The 19,191-nt window shown below is 66.8% G+C and carries 15 protein-coding genes; 7 read left to right on the top strand and 8 right to left on the bottom strand.

Annotated features, from left to right (window positions below):
- Positions 1-1,609: DUF6531 domain-containing protein (locus tag ACTJLF_RS33270; protein ID WP_440884768.1), on the bottom strand; the 1,609-nt coding region annotated here is incomplete at its 3' end.
- Between the two features lie 70 nt (positions 1,610-1,679).
- Positions 1,680-4,679, bottom strand: coding sequence for a type VI secretion system Vgr family protein (locus ACTJLF_RS33265; protein WP_440884767.1), 3,000 nt, complete (start codon positions 4,677-4,679; stop codon positions 1,680-1,682).
- Positions 4,680-4,990: 311 nt separating this feature from the next.
- Between ACTJLF_RS33265 and aspT (ACTJLF_RS33260) the strand changes: the two genes are divergently transcribed.
- The 3 genes from aspT (ACTJLF_RS33260) to ACTJLF_RS33250 are packed head-to-tail and all read left to right on the top strand — an operon-like array spanning position 4,991 to position 10,113.
- Entirely contained in the window at positions 4,991-6,685 is a 1,695-nt protein-coding gene (aspT, locus tag ACTJLF_RS33260) for an aspartate-alanine antiporter (RefSeq protein ID WP_440884766.1), read from the top strand.
- A gap of 38 nt (positions 6,686-6,723) precedes the next feature.
- A complete protein-coding gene (gene aspT, locus ACTJLF_RS33255) occupies positions 6,724-8,412 on the top strand; it encodes an aspartate-alanine antiporter (protein ID WP_126182311.1) in 1,689 nt (562 codons plus the stop codon).
- A 57-nt stretch (positions 8,413-8,469) separates the two neighbouring features.
- The gene (locus ACTJLF_RS33250) at positions 8,470-10,113 is read left to right on the top strand and encodes a bifunctional aspartate transaminase/aspartate 4-decarboxylase (RefSeq protein ID WP_440884765.1); all 1,644 of its coding nucleotides are present in this window, start codon (positions 8,470-8,472) and stop codon (positions 10,111-10,113) included.
- Between the two features lie 96 nt (positions 10,114-10,209).
- Here the strand turns inward: ACTJLF_RS33250 and ACTJLF_RS33245 are convergent, their stop codons facing one another.
- The 5 genes from ACTJLF_RS33245 to ACTJLF_RS33225 form a co-directional block, all read right to left on the bottom strand.
- A complete protein-coding gene (locus tag ACTJLF_RS33245; protein ID WP_019658630.1) occupies positions 10,210-11,388 on the bottom strand; it encodes an MFS transporter in 1,179 nt (392 codons plus the stop codon).
- 17 nt (positions 11,389-11,405) lie between these two features.
- On the bottom strand, positions 11,406-12,530 hold the full coding sequence (gene aroC / locus ACTJLF_RS33240) for a chorismate synthase (protein ID WP_132798465.1): 1,125 nt from the start codon (positions 12,528-12,530) through the stop codon (positions 11,406-11,408).
- 32 nt (positions 12,531-12,562) lie between these two features.
- The gene (locus tag ACTJLF_RS33235; protein WP_019658632.1) at positions 12,563-12,748 is read right to left on the bottom strand and encodes a hypothetical protein; all 186 of its coding nucleotides are present in this window, start codon (positions 12,746-12,748) and stop codon (positions 12,563-12,565) included.
- A gap of 85 nt (positions 12,749-12,833) precedes the next feature.
- The gene (locus tag ACTJLF_RS33230; RefSeq protein WP_354324023.1) at positions 12,834-13,298 is read right to left on the bottom strand and encodes an SRPBCC family protein; all 465 of its coding nucleotides are present in this window, start codon (positions 13,296-13,298) and stop codon (positions 12,834-12,836) included.
- Positions 13,187-13,645 carry an ArsR/SmtB family transcription factor gene (locus ACTJLF_RS33225; RefSeq protein ID WP_019658634.1) on the bottom strand — a complete coding sequence of 153 codons (459 nt, stop codon included), beginning with the start codon at positions 13,643-13,645 and terminating at the stop codon, positions 13,187-13,189. The genes ACTJLF_RS33230 and ACTJLF_RS33225 overlap by 112 nt, the downstream gene beginning before the upstream one ends.
- A gap of 103 nt (positions 13,646-13,748) precedes the next feature.
- Here ACTJLF_RS33225 and pip point away from each other — a divergent pair, with 103 nt between their 5' ends.
- From pip to ACTJLF_RS33205, 4 genes are all read left to right on the top strand, one after another.
- Complete coding sequence (gene pip, locus ACTJLF_RS33220; protein WP_019658635.1) at positions 13,749-14,702, top strand: prolyl aminopeptidase; 954 nt, start codon at positions 13,749-13,751, stop codon at positions 14,700-14,702.
- Positions 14,703-14,781: 79 nt separating this feature from the next.
- Positions 14,782-15,204, top strand: coding sequence for a cupin domain-containing protein (locus tag ACTJLF_RS33215; RefSeq protein WP_019658636.1), 423 nt, complete (start codon positions 14,782-14,784; stop codon positions 15,202-15,204).
- Between the two features lie 196 nt (positions 15,205-15,400).
- Complete coding sequence (locus ACTJLF_RS33210) at positions 15,401-17,704, top strand: TonB-dependent receptor (protein WP_440884764.1); 2,304 nt, start codon at positions 15,401-15,403, stop codon at positions 17,702-17,704.
- A 47-nt stretch (positions 17,705-17,751) separates the two neighbouring features.
- On the top strand, positions 17,752-18,438 hold the full coding sequence (locus ACTJLF_RS33205; RefSeq protein WP_440884763.1) for a Fe2+-dependent dioxygenase: 687 nt from the start codon (positions 17,752-17,754) through the stop codon (positions 18,436-18,438).
- A gap of 39 nt (positions 18,439-18,477) precedes the next feature.
- On the opposite strand, the gene ACTJLF_RS33200 is transcribed toward ACTJLF_RS33205, so the two are convergent.
- Positions 18,478-19,086, bottom strand: a complete 609-nt coding sequence (locus ACTJLF_RS33200) for a CHAP domain-containing protein (protein ID WP_354426494.1) — start codon at positions 19,084-19,086, stop codon at positions 18,478-18,480.
- Between the last annotated feature and the right edge of the window lie 105 nt (positions 19,087-19,191).

Raw genomic sequence — 19,191 nt, 5'->3', positions numbered from 1 at the left:
TGCCCACGTGGGCCATGACGGCCTCGCCGTGCTTGCTGATGATGTCGCTGAGCACGCGCTCGCCCGTTGCCGCGATCACATGGTCGTAGCGCAGGCCGATGGCCATGCCGTCCTTGGCCTGCTGCGCGACGAGCCTGAAGTGAGGCTGCCTGCTGTCGACGTACTCGTAGATCTCGCGCCACTCGCTCTGCTCGCCTTCGGGCAGCGGCTTGCCGAAGTCCAGCGCCAGCAGCCTCTCGCTCAGGCGCGAGACGCGGACTTCCTCGATCGCGTCGAAATAGCTCTGGCCCACGGCCAGCACCGGGTAGGCGTGGCTGCGGCCGTCGGCGGCGTGGTGGACGAGGCTGGGCTGGCCCTGGCGTGCGCCTCGCGGTGGCGTGGTCACGTCCACGCGCATGCTGTACGGGGTGATCCAGCGGGCGCCGAGGCTGCCGCGGTCGAAGGCGTCGAGGTCGCTGGCGTAGGTGCGCGCCCATTCGATCGGCAGCGGCGCTGACAGAACGAAGTCGGTGTGGGTGAAGCTTTCATCCCCAAGAGAGAGACTGATGGAGCCGCCCTTGCGCACCGGTGCCGGACCGTTCTTGATGCTGCACCCTCGCCCGTTCGCAGGCGCCTGCTTGCTGATGTGCCCCAACTGGTCACCGGGCTTGTCCTTCTGGGCAACCGCCCCTGCCTGCGGCGGCACGATCGCGGCCCTCCTGCCCTTCTTCTTCAGCAGCGCATCCCGCAGCTTGTGCAGCAGCCACATGATGCTGGCCTGGGCCTCCTTGTCCGCCAGCCTCGACAGTTGCGCCCGCAACAGCCGCTTGAAGTCCAGCATCTGCGTGATCACGCCATTGACCCTGCTCGCAACCCCATCGGGCAGCTGGCTCGCCGCAGCCTTCGCCACATAGTTCGCCGACTGCTTCGAGTAGCGCACCGCAGCACCCCACATCCGGCTCCACGTGCTCTGCGTCTTCGGGTCGTGCACCTTGGTCTCTGCCACTGCAGGAGTGCCCACCGTGAACAGATCCTTCTGCCCCAGAACCCGCCGCAGGATGTCCACCAGGTTGTCGATGATCTTGTCCGCAAGATCAGCACAGCTCTTGAGGATGCCATCGAGCTTGGCGATCGCGCCATCGATGAACTTGTCCAGCTCGCCCATGATGGTGGCGTTCAGGTGGCCCACCAGCGTGGTGATGATCGCTTCACCGAGGTTGGAGGCTGCGGTCGTCAGTTGTTGCCGTACCAGGTGCAGCGTGGGCCGTAGGCTCATGCGCGCTGCTGTCATGCCCAGCGGTATCGGGATCAGCCCGATCAGGTTGATGCCCAGGCTCACCCAGTTCAGGAACGCGTCGACGCCGTCCTTGGCCTTCTTCTCGACGATGTTGATGATGTCCAGGAACACATCCACCAGCGCCATGATGTTCCCGACGATCGGAATACTGCCCAGCACCATCGTCAGGCGCTCCAGCGTCACGTAGCCGCCGCTGAACGAGCGCAGCCAGTCATCTACCGCCTTGCTCGCAGCGGCGACGTCCTCCTTCACGATCGTGTTCAGCGGCGCCACCGCCGTCTGCGGTTCGCGCTCGGTTGCCTGCGGCTTCGAGGCCGCCTCCTGTTCTGCCATTTTTTCTTTTTCTCTCGAACTCTCGTTTCAGGTTGGGTGGCCCACAGGGCCACTGGGGACGCTGAGAGGGTCAGCCCGCGAAGCCCGGCGTCCGGCCTGTGGCGACGGGGTTCGCAGCCGCGGTGGCGATGCCTGGCTGCTTCATCCCGCCGGAAGCGATGCCGCTCATCACGCCGGTGATCGGCACGCCCATCGGGCCGAGCTTGGCGCCGGCCGCCTGGATCGCCATGCCGGTCGCCGCCTGGCTTGCCTGGCCGAGCAGCGCCTTGGCGCCACCCTGCTGGATCGCCTGCGCAGCGCCCACGGCCTGCTGCGCAACACCGGCCGCCTGGGTGACCTGGTTCAGCGCGCTCGCCGCCTTGCTGCCCATGCCGGCCACACCCGCAAGAGCGCCTGCTGCACCGCCTGCCGAACCGGTCAGTCCGGCTGCGTTGCCCATGAGGCCGGAGATACCGGACACCCCGCCACCCGCTCCGCCCGCACCCGCGCCGGTCGCGCTCTTCGCCTTCCAGTCTTCGGGCGTGCCGTAGTAGCTGCCCTCGTCCCATGGGTCGCGCGGGTCCTTGCCGAAGGTGACCTTGGCGGTGCCGATGGGCAGGCCCGATACCGTCGCGAAGCCGTTGCGGTCGAAGGTGCCCGAATGCGTGCCGCCTTCCGAATCGACCACGTTGAAATCGCCCTGTGCCACGCCCTGGCGCTTTTCGCCGGTAGGCTTGATGTACTGGTGATAGAGGTCGAGCTGCCCCTTGGGCACCGGCTGCGGATTGGGCAGCGCGGGCTTGCCGTCGTTGGCCGGCCCCACGAGGCTGTGGACCGCAGCGTGCTCGCGCCAGGTGCCGGCAGTGCCGTGCTCGATGCCGCCCGAACTCCAGCGGCTGTAGCTGGAGCCGCCGTTGATCACCACCTCTTCCTTCGCCTGGATGGTGATCTTGTTGGCTGTCTGCGTGATGTTGAGCTTGGCCAGTACGTTGACGCTGTCCTTCAGCGCCTTGATGTCGATGTCCGCGCCCGCCGCCACGAGCCGCATGCCGGCCTTGGCGGCGAACATGCGGATCGCGCTCTGCACGCTCACCAGCATGCTCTTGCCCGCGCTCACGCTCGTGTGGCCGCCGCTGGTGAGCGCGGTGTGCTCGTTGCTCACCACATGCGTCGAGCCCTGCGCCACGGTCTGCAGGCCCTTGGCGCTGGCCAGCGTCAGGTGCGACTCCTGGAACTCGGGGAACTCGCCCTGATCGCGGTTGCCGCCCTGGCCCTTGATGGCGTCGTTCTGCTCCTTGATGCTCGCGGTGACCTCGTCCTGGTCGCCCGTTTCATGAGCCTGCGCGCCCTGCGCCAACCCGCTCAGGCCTTCGTGCATATCGCGGGCCTGCGTGAGGCGGCCCACGGTCTCGCCCATGTCGGTGGCATGTGCCTGGGCATTCGGCCGGGCCTCGGTGGTCACCAGCAGACCCTTGCCCGAGCGCAACACGCCATGCCCGTCGGTGCGCAGCTCAAAGCCCTGTCCGCGCGGCTCCTTGCGCCCTGCGGTGTCCTCGATGCGACCGATGTGCCCCACGCTCAGCTGGCTGGACTGGTGGTCGCTGCGCAGCTGCGCCTGGATCTTGCCCTGGGTGTCGTCCAGCACGAGGTGGTTGCCGCGCCCGCCGCCGAGTTCGCGGCTGCGAATGCCCGACAGGTGGTTCTGCCCGGGCAGTTCCCACGACGGCATGGTGTCTGCGTTGTGCACGCAGCCGACCACGATCGGATAGTCGGGGTCGCCGTTGAGGAAGTCGACGATCACCTCCATGCCGACGCGCGGCACGCTGGTCATGCCGAAGGTGGCGCCGGCCCACGCGGTCGACACGCGCAGCCAGCAGCTGGAGTTCTCGTTGTCCTGGCCCAGGCGGTCCCAGTGGAACTGCACCTTGATGCGGCCGTACTGGTCGGTCCAGATCTCCTCGCCCGAAGGTCCCACGACCATCGCCGTCTGCGGGCCCCGCGTGCGCGGCTTGGGCGTGGTGCGCGGCGCCCGCCACGCATAGCTGGTGGACTGGGCCTCGAAGGCGAAACGCTGCACGGAGCCTTCGGTGCCTTCCGCGCCTTCGCTGGCCTGCAGGTTCTCCTGCAGGTGGTAGCTCACGCCCACGAGCAGGTACTGCTGGTTCTGGTCGGCCTTGGGATGGCCGGTCAGCCGAAGGGTGTGGCCGGTGGCCAGCTCGCGCAAATTGGCGCGGCCGGTGGCGCGGCTGCGCTGGCTCAGCTGTTCTTCGTTGCGGATGCGCGCGTAGGTCTCGCCGTCGCCGTGCTGCACGAAGCCGCCGGGCCATTCGTAGTTCTCGTAGGCATCGTGGTCGTGCCCCGGAGGCATCTGCCGCAGGTGCGAGAGCTCGGCCTTGGGCTTCTCGAAGTCGTAGTCGTCGTTGTAGTGATGGCCCGAGCGCACCTCCTCGGCGATCTCCCATGCATAGATGCGCTCGCGCTGACCCATGCCGGATTTCTCCAGCGGGTGATAGCGAACCTCCTCGCCGCCGGGCAGCGGGCTGTGGGAGTTGGCGATGTCGTCGGCGAACACGAGCACCTGCTGGCTGGCCTCGTGCCGGAAGTGGTAGTAGATGCCTTCGAGCTCGCACAGGCGCGAGATGAAGTCGAAGTCGCTCTCGTGGTACTGCACGCAGTAGTCCCAGCGCCGGTAGTCGCCGCGGCTCAGCTTCTGCTCGACGGGATGGCCGTAGCGCCCGAGCACTTCCATGACGATCTCGGGCACGCTCTTGCCCTGGAAGATGCGGAAGTCGGTGCGCCGCGTGGCCAGCCACAGCCAGGGACGAAGGCGCAGGCGGTAGAAGGAATGGCGCGAATCCTCCTGCTGCAGGCCGAATCGGGTGGCGATGCCACCCAGGTAGCGCACGCCGCCTTCGGTTTCCACCACCACGTTGCAGCTCTTGCCGAGCAGACTCTTCGGATCGATGGCATTGCTGTTGCCCAGCAGCTCGATGTCGAAGGCGTACAGCTGGCTCAGCGCTTCACGGCCTACCAGCTGGCGGAACTGCAGCGCCTCGCCGGCGGGCGTCTCGATGCTGACGCGCCGGCTCATTGCGGCGCTTCGGCTTGCAGATAACACAAACCGATTAATTGAAATTCAATAGGTACGAATATCGTTTTCAAATTGAGCGGCATATCCGCCTCCCTGACGCATATTTTCACAATTATTCTAAGTGTTGGTTTATCGTAAGAACCAATGCGAGAAATAGACGATTCTCCAAATCGGCATAAAGTTGCGATCCGTGGCTGCCATTTTCAAAGTCACGCCGCTGAGATTCGAATGAATTACGGCACCCGAATCAACCAACGGGCAATTGAGGGCGTGCCCCGTCTGCCGGCACATTCCGCGCAAAGGATCTGATCGTGGTCGGCGGTCTGGTGGAAATACTCAGAAACCAGCCTGAAATCGCGCTATTCCTCGTACTCGCCATTGGCCATGCGGTAGGCCAGATCCGCTTCGGTCCCATTCAGCTTGGCGGCATCTGCGGCACATTGATTGCCGCCCTCGTCATCGGTCAGCTCGGCATTCATGTCGACGACAGCGTGAAGAACGTGTTCTTCATGCTTTTCATCTTCGCGCTCGGCTATGCGGGCGGGCCGCAGTTCTTTGCCAATCTCGACGCCAAAGGGCTGCGGATCGGGCTCCTGTGCCTCGTCGAAGTCGTGACGGTGCTCGTGCTGGTGCTCGGCGCCACCTTCTTCCTCTCGCTCGACCAGGGCACCGCCGCAGGGCTGATGGCGGGCGCGGCCACCGAGTCGGCCGTGGTCGGCACGGCGACCGACGCCATCTCCAGGCTGGCGCTATCGCTCGCAGACATCCGGCAGCTGCAGGCCAACGTGGTCACCGCCTATTCCATCACCTACGTCTTCGGGCTGATCGCGATCGTGGTGGTCACGAGCCAGGTCTTTCCGCTGCTGCTGCGCGTGGACCTGCGCGCCGAGGCCGACCGCCTCTGGAAGACGATGGGCGGCGGCGACTCCGACCCCGACGCCGCCAGCGCCACGCCCGAAATGATCGGCCGCGTGTTCCTGGTCACCGTGGGCCGGGGCCGAACGGTCGGAGAGCTGAGTTCGATCTTCGCAGGGCGCGCCAGCATTGAGCGCGTGGTGCGGCGCGGACAGAGCCTGACCGTCGAGCCCACGCTGCGGCTGCAGCCCTTCGACCAGGTGCTCGCCATCGGACGGCGCAGCGTGCTCGTGAACGTGGCCGAGCTGCTGGGCCGCGAATTCGCCAACACCACCGCCTTCGATGCCGTGGTGGAGACCACCGAAGTCGTGATCAACCGGCACGAATGGTTCCACCGCGAACTGCACGAACTGCAACATGCCCCGCTTCCGCCCGGAGTGCAGATCGTCGGCCTGAAGCGGGACGGCAACGCCATGCCGCTGCTGCAAGACGTGAAGCTGCGCCGCGGCGACGTGCTCAAGCTCTACGGTCCGGTGCTCGACGTGACCCGGGCGCTGCCGCTGATCGGCGACCGCGTCGTCGAATCCACGCACAGCAACATCAGCTACGCGGCCATGGGCATCCTGCTGGGCGTGTTCATCGGCGGCTTCAGCGTCAGGCTAGGCGGCATTCCGTTCTCGCTGGGCACGGGCGGCGGAGCGCTGGTCACGGGCCTGCTCTTCGGCTGGTACCAGGCGAAGAATCCGCACCGGCTGAGCGTGCCGCCCGAGGCGCTTGCGCTGATGAAGGACCTGGGCCTGGCCACCTTCATCGCGTGCGTTGGCCTCGCCTCCGGACCGCAGGCGCTGGCGCTGGTGAAGAAGTTCGGCATCGCGCTGCCGCTGGTCGGCGTGGCCATCGCATTGGTGCCCGCCACCATCTCGCTGTTCGTCGGACACAAACTGCTCAGGCTCGAAGCGCCCGTGCTGCTCGGCGCCATCGCCGGCCAGCAATGCAGCACACCGGCACTCAGCGCGGTGCAGAACGCCGCGGGCAACGCAACGCCGCTGCTGGGCTACACGATCACCTATGCGATTTCCAACGTGGTGCTGCCGCTGATGGGCCCGCTCATCGTGGCCCTGGCCGGGCTGGTGGCGCACGCGGCGAAATGACCCTGGACGAAGTCGAGACACCGAAAGGAACCTGACCCATGGAATGGCTGCACGAACTCTTCAAGAAGTCGCCGGAGATGGCGCTCTTTCTCTCGCTGGCGGTCGGCTACTGGATCGGCAAGATCAAGTTCGGCAAGTTCCAGCTCGGCGGCGTGGCCGGCTCGCTGCTGGTGGCGGTCCTGGTGAGCCAGGTCGGCGTGCAGGTGGACGCCGGCGTGAAGGCCGTGCTGTTCGCCCTCTTCATCTACGCGGTGGGCTTCGAGAGCGGGCCGCAGTTCTTCAGCTCGCTGGGAAGGCAGTCGGTCAAGGAGATCATCCTGGCCGCGGTGATGGCTGCCACCGGCCTGGCCACCGTGGTGGTCATGGCCAGGCTCTGCGAGCTGGACAAGGGCCTGGCTGCGGGAGTAGCCGCAGGCGGGCTCACCCAGTCGGCCATCATCGGCACCGCCGGCGACGCCATCGCCAAGCTCGGGCTCGATGCCGCCGAGACCGCGCGTCTGCAGGCCAACGTCGCCATCGGCTATGCGGTGACTTACGTGTTCGGCTCCTTCGGCGCGATCATCGTGTGCGTGAACATCCTGCCGAAGTTCATGGGCCGCACCATCCGCGACGACGCCATCGCGGCCGAGACCGCGCAGCAGGCCGGCGTCAAGGTGCTGGGTCCGGAGCAGCAGGAGGCCGCGCCTTCGCTGGTCGGCCGCATCTACGAGCTCGTGGCCGACCCCAAGCGCACCATCGCCGACATAGAGAACGCCAACCCGGCCACCACCATCACCATCGAGCGGGTGAAGCGCGACGGCAAGTTCGTCGAGGTGAGCCCCGAGCTCGTGCTCCGCCAGGGCGATATCGTGCTGGCCGTCGGGCGGCGCGACGCGGTGGTGGCCAGTGCGCCGCTGCTGGGCAAGGAGGTCTACGCGGTCGACGGCATGGAGCTCACCATGCAGAGGCGCGAGATCGTGCTGACCAACAAGGAGTTCGACCGCAAGACAGTCGACGAGATCCGCAAGGCCACCGCAGGGGGCGTGCGCCACGGCATCTTCGTGGTGCAGATCAGCCGCATGGGCAAGGTCCTGCCGATGAAGCCCGACACCGTGGTGCAGAGCGGCGACCTGGTGTCGATCTTCGGCGCCGAGCAGGACGTGAAGCGCGTGGCGGCCATCGTCGGCGACGTGATCGTGCCGAGTGCGAAGACGGACTTCGTCTATCTCGGCGCGGGCCTCGTCGTGGGGCTGCTGGTCGGCCTGCTGAGCGTGAAGATCGGCAGCATCCCGCTCACGCTGGGCGCCGGCGGCGGCGCGCTGCTGTCGGGCCTGCTCTTCGGCTGGTACCGCGCGAAGCGGCAGACCTTCGGCGCCCTGCCTCCCAGCGCCGTGCAACTGTTGAAGGACCTGGGCCTCGCGGGCTTCGTCGTCGTGGTGGGCCTGTCTTCGGGATTGCAGGCGGTGCAGACCATCAGGCAGCTGGGCCTGACCATCTTCGGCGTGGGGGTGGTCGTGACCATCGTGCCGATGCTGCTGACCATGCTGTTCGGCCGCTACGTGCTGCGCTATGGCAACACGGCCATCTTCGCGGGCGCACTGAGCGGCTCGCGCAGCGCCAACCCGGCCTTCGGCGAGGTGCTCGACAAGGCCGAGAACTCCATTCCCACCGTGCCCTTCGCCATCACCTATGCGCTGGCGAACGTGTTCCTCACGCTGCTCGGGCCGCTGATCGTCGCGCTCGTTTGAGCACGGCGCGTCTTCCTCCGTTTCCCTTCCATACATCCCTTCAGACAGGAGCATCCAATGGATTTCAGCGACGTGAAAAAACTCGGCGGCCTGAGCCCCTTCGAACTGAAGGACGCGCTCATCCAGGTGGCCCGGCAGAGCGACCGGCTGATGCTGAATGCGGGCCGCGGCAATCCGAACTTCCTGGCGACCACGCCGCGCCATGGCTTCTTCCAGTTCGGCCTCTTCGCGATGACCGAGAGCGAGCGCTCCTACATCTACATGGAGGGCGTGGGCGGCTTCCCGCAGCGCGAGGGCATCGAGGCACGCTTCGAGATCTTCACCAAGGCGCACGAGGGCGAACCCGGTGTGCGCTTCATCGAGGCAGCCGTGTCGTACGTGCGCGACCAGTTGGGCCTGTCGGCCGGCGACTTCATCTACGAGATGTGCGAAGCCATCCTCGGCTGCAACTACCCGGTGCCCGACCGCATGCTGCGCCTGAGCGAGATCATCGTGGGCAAGTACATCCACCAGGAGATGATCGGTACGCACCCCTTCGTGGGCACCTTCGACATGTACGCGGTGGAAGGCGGCACGGCCGCCATGACCTACCTGTTCAACAGCCTGCGCGAGAACCTGCTGCTGCGCGCCGGCGACACCATCGCGCTGGGCATGCCGATCTTCACGCCGTACATCGAGATCCCGCACCTGAACGACTACCAGCTGATCGAGGCGCTGATCGACGCGCCTTCGGAAAACGGCTGGCAGTTCACGAAGAAGGAGCTGCAGAAGCTGCTCGATCCGAAGGTCAAGGCCTTCTTCCTTTGCAACCCGAGCAACCCGCCATCGGTGAAGATCAGCGACGAGGTGCTGGGCTACATCGCCGACATCGTGAAGCAGCGGCCCGACCTCATCATCCTCACCGACGACGTGTACGGCACCTTCGCCGACGACTTCCGCTCGCTCTTCGCGATCTGCCCGCACAACACGATCCTGGTGTATTCGTTCTCCAAGTATTTCGGCGCGACCGGCTGGCGCATGGGCGTGGTGGCCACGCACGAGGACAACATCATCGACCGCAAGATCGCGCAGTTGCCCGAGGCGCAGCTGAAGGAACTCGATGCGCGCTACAGCTCGATCACCACCGAGCCGCGCAAGCTGAAGTTCATAGATCGGCTGGTGGCCGACAGCCGCACCGTGGCGCTGAACCACACGGCAGGCCTCTCGACGCCGGTGCAGGCGCAGATGGTGATGTTCTCGCTGTTCTGCCTGATGGACGAACCCGAGGCCTACAAGAAGTCGATGAAGCGCATCGTCCTGCGCCGCAAGGAAGCGCTGTACCGGGAACTCGGCCTCCCGCTGGAGCTGGACCCCAATTCGGTGAGCTACTACCACCTGCTCGACCTCCAGGAGATCGCCACGCAGATGCATGGCGAACAGTTCGGCAAATGGATCGTGACAAAGCTGCAGCCGAACGAAGCCCTCTTCCGCATCGCCGAGGAGACCAGCATCGTGCTGCTGCCGGGGCGCGGCTTCGGCGGCAAGCACGCGTCGGGGCGGGTGTCGCTGGCGAACCTCAACGAATACGACTACGCGAACATCGGGAGGTCGCTGCGCAAGCTGGCTTCGGAGTATTTCGAGATCTTCGAGAAGGAGAACGGCAAGGGAGCTGCGAAGACACCCAAGGTGGCGAAGGCGGGAAGAACAAGCAAGAAGAAATAGGCAAGCCGGCAGGAGGGCCTGCGTGCCGTGAGCGGCTGCGCCGGGGTCGGCGCTGCAGCCACGGCGCGAACTTCACCGATATCGCAGAAGAAGCCATCAGGCCCTGCTCGCCCGCTCCATCCCATCCAGCTTCATCACCCGCCATGCGCACACGCTGCCGAGCACGGCCAGCAGGGCCGCAGCCGCGAACATCGTGCGGTATCCAACGGCCTGCGCGACCGCGCCTCCAAGCAGAACACCGAGCACGCCGCCGAATCCGTAGCCGATGACCGTGAACAGCGCCTGCCCTCGCCCGCGCAGGTGACCTGGAAAGCGACGCGACACCATGGCGATGCAAGTCGTGTGGTGTGCCGCGAAACTCAGCGCATGAAGCCACTGCGCCACGATGAGCGCGGCGATCCATCCGCCCAGGCCGGCGGTCAGCCCCAGCCGCGCCACGGCTGCGATACCGCACACCAGCATCCAGCGCGGCATCGGCATCAGGCCGATGAGCCTGCCCTGCAGGAAGAACCACACGATCTCCGCGACCACAGAGAGCGCCCACAGCAGCCCGATGGTGCTCTTGCCGTAGCCGATCGAGTCGAGGTAGAGCGAGAAGAACGCATACACCGAGAAGTGCGACATCACCTGGAAGAAGAGCGACGCGAAGAACCACTGCACCGCCCGACTGCGCAGCACCGGCCCGATGGGCTCCCGCACGGTGCCGTGCGCCGCAGGAGGCTCGCGCACGTCGGGCAGCTTCATGGTCGCGATCAGCACGATGGCAAGTGTGCCCGCCGCCCATGCCGGAAAGTGCTTCATGCCGAAGCGGTCGAACCACTCGCCCGCCACGAACACCGTGAGCAGGAAGCCGGCCGAACCGCACAGCCGGATGCGCCCGTAGCGGCCCCAGTCGCCGGCCACGAGCTGCGCCATCGCTGCTTCGGTGAGCGACATCATCGAGCTGGTGTGGGTGAACATCACGAGCAGCACCAGCGCGAGCCACCAGGCACCGCCGTTCCACCACAGCCCGAACGAGCTGGCCAGCGCCACCGCCGCGCTGAAGCGCAGCAGCTTCACGCGCTGCCCCGTGTGGTCGCTGAGCGCGCCCCAGGCATAGGGCGCGAACACGCGCGTGATCGACTGCACCGAGGCCAGCAGGCTGATGGTGAAGATCGGCAGCCCCAGGTCCTTCAGCCACAGCGGCAGGTAGGGGTTGAAGAAACCGATGTGCGCGAAATAGCTGGCCGACAGGCCAGCGAATGCCAGCAGGTGGCCGCGTTTGGCAGCGGCCACTGGTGGCGGGGTGGACACTAGAGGAAGGACGCCTGCGGCGACGCGGCTTCTGTCTTGCTGCCCGTGCCCGGGGTGGCCTGCGGCACGTCTCCGCACTGCGCGCGATTGCGCAGCACGTGCTCGATCACCACCAGCGCCAGCATGGCTTCGGCGATGGGCGTCGCACGGATGCCCACGCAAGGATCGTGGCGGCCCTTGGTGACGACCTCGACGGGGTTGTTGTGGATGTCGATGGACTGGCGCGGGCTGATGATCGAGCTGGTGGGCTTGATCGCGATGCTCACCTCCAGGTCTTGCCCGGAGCTGATGCCGCCAAGGATGCCGCCCGCGTTGTTGGTGACGAAGCCGGTGGGCGTGATCGAGTCGCCGTGCGTGGTGCCGCGCTGGGTGACGCTGTCGAAGCCGGCACCGATCTCCACCGCCTTCACCGCATTGATGCCCATCATCGCGTAGGCGATCTCGGCGTCGAGCTTGTCGAAGAGCGGCTCGCCCAGCCCCACGGGCACGTTCGTGGCGGTGACGCGAAGGCGCGCGCCGCACGAGTCGCCCGCCTTGCGCAGGCGGTCCATGTAGTCTTCGAGCGCGCTCACGTCGGCGATGGGGGCGAAGAAGGGGTTGTTCGGCACGTGGTCCCAGCTCTCGAAGGGAATGGCGATCTCGCCGATCTGCGTCATGCAGCCGCGAAAGACCATGCCGTACTTCTCGGCCAGCCACTTCTTGGCGACCGCGCCGGCGGCGACCATGGGCGCCGTCAGCCGCGCCGAGGAGCGCCCGCCGCCGCGGGGGTCGCGAATGCCGTATTTCTTGAAGTAGGTGAAGTCGGCGTGGCCCGGTCGGAACTGCTGGGCGATCTGGCCGTAGTCCTTGCTGCGCTGGTCGGTGTTCTGGATCAGCAGGGCGATGGGTGTGCCGGTGGTCTTGCCTTCGTACACGCCGGAGAGGATCTGTACCGTGTCGGGCTCGTTGCGCTGCGTCACGTGGCGGCTGGTACCGGGGCGGCGACGGTCCAGGTCGCCCTGGATGTCCGCCTCGCTGAGTTCCATGCCCGGGGGGCAGCCATCGATGACGCAGCCGATGGCCGGGCCATGCGACTCGCCGAAATTGGTGACCGCGAAAAGATTGCCGAAGGTATTGCCGCTCATGGCCGGGATTATCCCGCCAAAGCGCTCCCCTCTCAGTCGGTCGTGCTCTCCAGGCGCTTGGACAGGGCCGACACCTGAAGCTCGATGGCGAAGAGCCGCTCGTTCAGCACCGCCGTCTGGAGCCGGATCGCCTCGATGATGGCCTTGGTCTGCGGGTCGGCCGTGCTGTCGCAGAGTTCGGCCAGGTCATGCAGCTTCTTGCGCAGTTCGTTGCTCATGGGAAGGCTCCGGTGATCGCGTCGAGGGAACCCCAGTATGGGGTTTGGAAGGCGCTGCGGCAATGCGGCGGCACCCGGGTCCGCTTCAGCCAGCCGCCGGGCTCAGCCAGCCCTGCAGCTTGACGAGCGCGCCGCTCCAGCCGTGCTCATGCGCATCGCGTGCGGCTTGGTCGAAGAACTGCTCGTGGATCAGCACCAGCTCGCAGCCATCGGCATCGGGCTCGATGCGCAACGTGACGCGCGACTCGCGCTCCGGCGTGCTGTGCCAGGCCCAGCTGAAGACCAGCTTGCGCTCGGGCACGACCTCGAGGTAAGTGCCGCTCACGTCGTGCGTCTCGCCGTCGTCGGCCAGCATCGCCACGCGAAAGCGGCCGCCCACGCGCAGGTCGACCTCGGCGATCGGCACCGAAACGATCTCCCCGGGCCCGAACCAGAGCTTCAGCGCCTGCGGGTCGGTCCACGCGCGCCAGAGCTTGTCGGGCGAGACGCGGTAGTGCCGTCGGAGGGTGAGCGAGGGGCGTCCGGCGTCGCCGGCGGAAGGTTTCTCCATTCGGTCTCCTCCTGGTGATAGAGAAAGCGCGAGAGCGCATCGAGGCGCCCGTTCCAGAACTTCTCGTACCGCGACAGCCACACTGCGGCCTCCTGCATGGGCCGGGGCGAGAGTTCGCAGCGCACGATGCGGCCCTCCTTCGTGCGGGAGATGAGGCCGGCGTCTTCCAGCACGCGCAGGTGCTTCATGAACCCCGTGAGGGACATGTCGTGCGGCTCGGCCAGCTCGGTCACGCTGAGGGTGCGTTCGCCAAGGGCTTCGAGCACGGCGCGCCGGGTGGAATCGGAAAGCGCAGCGAAGACTGCGTCGAGCGCTTCGGCGTCGGGTCGGGCTGTTGACTGAACCATGCGGTTGAGTATCAAAAAGGTCCGGGAGGCCGTCAAGTCATGCTTCGAGCCATGCGACCATGTTGCCCATCGCCCAATCACGAACAGACAGAGGAAGCATCCGATGACCGAACTGCGCCAGCCATATCCTCCGATCGAGCCCTACGAAAGCGGCATGCTCGACGTGGGCGACGGCCACCAGATCTACTACGAGCGCTGCGGCACGCCCGGTGCCAAGCCGGCCGTGTTCCTGCACGGCGGGCCCGGCGGCGGCATCTCGCCGGAGCACCGCCGGCTGTTCGATCCCGCGCGCTACGACCTGACCCTGTTCGACCAGCGCGGCTGCGGCCGCTCGCTGCCGCATGCAGGCCTGGAAGCCAACACGACCTGGCACCTGGTCGCCGACATCGAGCGCCTGCGCGAGCGCGCCGGCGTCGACAAGTGGCTGGTGTTCGGCGGCTCGTGGGGCTCCACGCTCGCCCTCGCCTACGCCCAGAAGCACCCCGAGCGCGTGAGCGAACTGGTGCTGCGCGGCATCTACACCGTGACCCGTGCGGAGCTGCAGTGGTACTACCAGTTCGGCGTGTCGGAGATGTTCCCCGACAAGTGGGAGAAGTTCCAGGCGCCCATTCCCGAGGCCGAGCGCGGCGACATGATCGCCGCCTACCGCAAGCGGCTCACCGGTGACGACCCGGTCGTGCGGATCGAGGCGGCACGCGCCTGGAGCGTGTGGGAGGCCGAGACCATCACCCTGCTGCCGAGCCCCGGGCTTGCCCAGTCCCACGCCGAAGATCATTTCGCACTGGCCTTCGCACGGCTGGAGAACCACTACTTCGTGCACGACGCCTGGCTGGAGGAAGGCCAACTGCTGCGCGACGCGCATCGGCTGCACGGCATCCCCGGCGTGATCGTGCACGGCCGCTACGACATGCCCTGCCCTGCGCGCTACGCCTGGGCGCTGCACAAGGCGTGGCCCGAGGCGGAGTTCCATCTGATCGAAGGCGCGGGGCACGCCTATTCGGAGCCCGGCATCCTCGACCGGCTGCTGCGCGCGACCGATGGTTTCGCCAGCCGCTGAGCCGCTCGTCCACGGCCCTGCGCGGGAACGCTTTATGCGTGCTGCACTGCAACACCCACCACCTGCGAAGGAGCGCCCCATGCTGGACCGTACCGCCACCCAGTTCTCCCACGTGAAGCCCGGTGACACCGAATTCGTGTCGGGTGGTCTGCGTGACTTCTTCCTCTATCGCGACCTGGGCGTGGCGGAGGCCACCAACGGCAAGGTGATCGCGCATCTGGTCAAGGCCAACATGGCACCGGAAACGGGCACCGGCTGGCACCGCCATGAGGCGGACTTCCAGATCGTGATCATGGTCAAGGGCTGGGCCCGCTTCATGTACGAGGACAAGGAAACCCTGGTCGAGGCCGGCGACGTGGTGCACCAGCGCCCGGGCATCCGCCACTTCCTGTTCGACTACTCGCCCGACATGGAGTACCTGGAGATCGTCTCGCCCGCGGACTTCAAGAGCATCGACGTGGAGCCGGTGTGCGAGGTGCCGGCGCCTACGCCCTGGAAGTGAAACCGGGTCGATCGCCCGGAAGACGGCGGGCCTGAAGCCGACAGCAGGAAACCTGTCTTCCACCTGACCTCCACGGTAAAGAAGGCGAGCTGTCTCCTCAGCCAGACACCAGGGGCAAGCAAGCCACAAACGAGAGTCATTCGCAGCCAGAATCCCGGCCGGTGGTGCTTTTGTCCGCACCCTCCGAGATTCGACGATGACCAGCACCTCACTTCCCTCGCGTCGCCGCACGCCGGTCGCACTCGCCCTGATCGGCCTGTGCGCCTCTCCCCTTCCCGCCGCCTTCGCCCAGCAGCAGCAACAGCAGCCGCCACGACAGGAACAGGCCACCCAGTCCTCCCCCGCTCCCGGCACCTCGGTCCCCGGCACGCTGCGTGAAGTGCAGGTCCAGGGCGCCCAGGACAAGGACAGCTTCGGCGCCAACGCGTCTTCGCTGAACCGTCTGCCGGCCGACCTGCGCGATGCGCCGCAGTCCATCACCGTGATCAACCAGGCGGTGATGCAGTCGCAGGGCGCGACCTCGCTGGCGAGCGCGCTGCGCAATGTGCCGGGCCTCACGATCGGCGGCGCCGAAGGCGGGCAGATCGGCACCAACATCAACCTCAACGGCTTCTCGGCGCGCACCGACATCTACCTCGACGGCGCACGCGATCGCGCCCAGTACTACCGCGACACCTTCGCGCTTGAGTCGGTCGAGGTGCTGATGGGCCCGTCGTCGATGCTGTTCGGGCGCGGCTCCACCGGCGGCGTGATCAACCAGGTCACCAAGAAGCCTTCACTCACGCCCTCTGGCGAGGTCTCGGTGTCGGCGAGCACCACCGGCCTCGTGCGCTCGACCATCGACGTCAACCGTCCGATGTCCGACACCTCGGCCTTCCGCATCGCGGCCATGGGCCAGCAGGGCGACGCCAGCACACGGGAGCAGACGAAGCTGAAGGACTTCGGCCTCGACGCCTCGCTGAAGTTCGGCATCAACGCGCCCACGCAGGTCACGCTCTCGGCGCTGGTGCAGCACAACCGCGACCAGCCCGACTACGGCCTGCCGCCGCTGAACGGCCATCCGGTGAAGGTCGACCGCGACACGGCCTACGGCTTCAAGGACGACCGCACCATCTCCGACATCCAGGCCTTCAGCGCGGTGGTGCAGCACAAGCTCACGCCCGATACCTCGATCCGCAACCAGACGCAATACAACGACGTGACCACCGATGCGCGCGAGACGGCGCCGCAGAGCATCGGCACGCTGTCGGCCAAGGGCGTGTTCACGCCCTTTTCCACTGGCACCACGGCCGTGCCGGCGGCCGCGTTCTCGACGCTGCCGCTCGACACGCTGTGGGTGCGCCAGCAGAGCCATGACCGCAGGATCCGCGACAAGTCTCTGTTCAACCTGACCGAGCTCAACACGAAGTTCGCCACCGGCTCCATCAAGCACACGCTGCTCGCGGGCCTGGAACTGGGCCACGACACCTACGCCAACCAGGCCTACTACCGCAACGGCAGCTGCGCGGGCGTGGCGCTGAACCCGGCCGGCGGCACCAGCGGCTACGCGACCTGCTCGCCGCTGCTCGCGCCCTACCAGGGCGACACGCCAGCCACGGCGCCTTCGCTGCCCGGCAACCTGGCCACCGCACACGCGACCACCGTGGCCGGCTACGTGAACGACACCATCGAGCTGACCCCGCAGTGGAAGCTGGTGGCCGGCGTGCGGCAGGACCACTACAGCGCACGCATCTACAACACCATCCCGACCGCGACCACGCTCGCCACAGAGAGCCAGACCGTCGACTTCACCAGCGTGCGCGCCGGCGCGATCTGGCAGCCCACCCCCGAGCAGTCGTACTACGTGTCGTACAGCACCTCGTTCAACCCCTCGCTCGAGCAGCTCGTGGCCACCACCGGCGCCACGCAGCCGCTGCCGCCGCAGAAGAACAAGGCCTACGAGCTCGGCGGCAAGTGGGACTTCAACGACGGCAATCTGTCGCTGACCGCCGCGGCCTTCCAGATCACGCAGACCAACGCGCGCTCGCAGAACAGCGACGGCACCTACAGCGCGACCGGCACCGTGCGCGTGAACGGCGCGCGCGCAGGCGTCGCGGGCCGCGTCACCGACAAGCTGCAGCTCTTCGGTGCCTACACGCACCTGGACGCGACCATCGTCGACGGCATCGCACCGGGCACGCTCGGCAAGGTGCCCGCCAACACACCGAAGGATGCGGCCAGCCTGTGGGCCACGTACGCGATCACGCCCGAGTGGGAGATCGGCGGCGGCACCACCTACAGCGCGAAGCGATTCGCCAACAACACGGACCTGGTGCAGGTCGGCGGCTACGTGCGGCTGGACGCGATGCTGGCTTACCATCAGCCGAAGTACGACATCCGGCTGAACCTGTTCAACCTGGCCAACCGGCACTACTACGACGCGCTGATCCCCTCGGACGGCGGCCGCGCGGTGCCGGGCTCGGGCCGAGCCGCCACGCTGTCGTTCACCTACCGGCTCTGACGGGGCCTCGCAAGCGCCTCGAAGCGCATCGGAAAGAAAGACACGCCATGCTGGTCTGCATTCCCGGCATCCTCGACCGCGAGGCGCTCGCGGCGGTCCGCTCGCGCCTCGAAGCCGCGGGCGACGCATGGGTCGACGGCCGCGTCACCGCGGGCCACCAGGGCGCGCCGGTCAAGTTCAACCAGCAGATCGACGAAGGCTCGCAGGTCGCGTTCGAATGCCAGTCCATCGTGGCGAGCGCGCTGGAGCGGCACCCCACCTTCATCAGCGCCGCGCTGCCCAACCTGCTGTATCCGCCGATGTTCAACCGCTACGGCGAGGGCATGCGCTTCGGCCTGTACGTGGACGGCGGCGTGCGCATCGACCCGCGCACCGGCCGCAAGCTGCGCACCGATCTCTCGGCCACGATCTTCCTGTCGGAGGCCGACAGCTACGACGGCGGCGAGCTGCAGATGGAAGACACGCACGGCATGCAGACCGTGAAGCTCGCGGCCGGCGACATGGTGCTCTACCCCGCCACCAGCCTGCACCAGGTAACGCCCATCACCCGCGGCGTGCGCCTCGCGTGCTTCTTCTGGGTGCAGAGCCTCGTGCGCGACGCGGGCGACCGTGCGCTGCTCTTCGACATGGACAACGCCATCCAGCGCCTCAACCAGAGCGGCGCCGACGAGTCGGCCCGCCGCACGCTGACCGGGACGTATCACAACCTGCTTCGCAAATGGAGCGACACCTGAGTTGATTGAACTCCCGCAGCACGCCGGGCGGACAGCGAGTCAGACCACGATCGTGCGGCACCACGCATAGATGCTGCGCGGCTGCCGCTCGAAGATCTCCGGCGAGGTGATCTTTATGGCGTCGAACGGCGCCACCTTGAAATTGACCGCCGAGCAGTGCGCCACCAGCCGGGCGCGGCCATCGGCATCGGCTTCCATCACAAGGCCCACGTGGCCGTAGTTCTCGCCGCTCCCCGCCTTCGGGTAGACGACGAGAGCGCCCGGAGTGGCCCGGGCTCGCCGTTCGAAGCGCACGCCGGCGCCCATGGCATCGGCCCAGATGCTGTCGGTGTAGATCCATCCGGCGGCATCCGTGTAAGGCGCCGGATCGCTCTTTCTGCCGAAGCCGAGCGCCCAGCACACGAAGCCCGAGCAGTCGCAGGCGGGCACCACCAGCGCCGGATCGTGCACGTCGAGTCCCGCCGCCTGAGCCAATGGCTCCAGGGCGTGTTGCTGCGCCACGGGAAGCGTCGGCCACAACTGGCCGACCGGCAACGGGCTCGTCGGCGATGCCGCGGCTGCGGACCGCCCACCCTCGCCGAGCCAGTAGACAGTGCCCTGCCCACAGGCCGAATGCGCACGCTCCAGGACATCGTCAACTCGGTACATACGGCTCCTTTGGGCTCTTCTTCCGAAAATAACCGGGGCGCCGCCGGATGGCGATACCGCATAAGCGCTATGGATCGACGGCAAATGACGGCAAAGAATGGAGTC

The sequence above is a fragment of the Variovorax sp. 22077 genome, assembly GCF_052044195.1.
Lineage (GTDB): Bacteria > Pseudomonadota > Gammaproteobacteria > Burkholderiales > Burkholderiaceae_C > Variovorax > Variovorax atrisoli.
The sequence above is the reverse complement of the archived record's forward strand: the minus strand, read 5'-3'. Positions and strand labels throughout refer to the sequence as shown.

Coding starts and splice junctions, on each gene's coding strand:
- ACTJLF_RS33265 (WP_440884767.1), bottom strand. CDS start 4,679: ATGAGCCGGCGCGTCAGCATCGAGACGCCCGCCGGCGAGGCGCTGCAG.
- aspT (WP_126182311.1), top strand. CDS start 6,724: ATGGAATGGCTGCACGAACTCTTCAAGAAGTCGCCGGAGATGGCGCTC.
- ACTJLF_RS33250 (WP_440884765.1), top strand. CDS start 8,470: ATGGATTTCAGCGACGTGAAAAAACTCGGCGGCCTGAGCCCCTTCGAA.
- aroC (WP_132798465.1), bottom strand. CDS start 12,530: ATGAGCGGCAATACCTTCGGCAATCTTTTCGCGGTCACCAATTTCGGC.
- ACTJLF_RS33235 (WP_019658632.1), bottom strand. CDS start 12,748: ATGAGCAACGAACTGCGCAAGAAGCTGCATGACCTGGCCGAACTCTGC.
- ACTJLF_RS33230 (WP_354324023.1), bottom strand. CDS start 13,298: ATGGAGAAACCTTCCGCCGGCGACGCCGGACGCCCCTCGCTCACCCTC.
- ACTJLF_RS33225 (WP_019658634.1), bottom strand. CDS start 13,645: ATGGTTCAGTCAACAGCCCGACCCGACGCCGAAGCGCTCGACGCAGTC.
- pip (WP_019658635.1), top strand. CDS start 13,749: ATGACCGAACTGCGCCAGCCATATCCTCCGATCGAGCCCTACGAAAGC.
- ACTJLF_RS33215 (WP_019658636.1), top strand. CDS start 14,782: ATGCTGGACCGTACCGCCACCCAGTTCTCCCACGTGAAGCCCGGTGAC.
- ACTJLF_RS33210 (WP_440884764.1), top strand. CDS start 15,401: ATGACCAGCACCTCACTTCCCTCGCGTCGCCGCACGCCGGTCGCACTC.
- ACTJLF_RS33205 (WP_440884763.1), top strand. CDS start 17,752: ATGCTGGTCTGCATTCCCGGCATCCTCGACCGCGAGGCGCTCGCGGCG.
- ACTJLF_RS33200 (WP_354426494.1), bottom strand. CDS start 19,086: ATGTACCGAGTTGACGATGTCCTGGAGCGTGCGCATTCGGCCTGTGGG.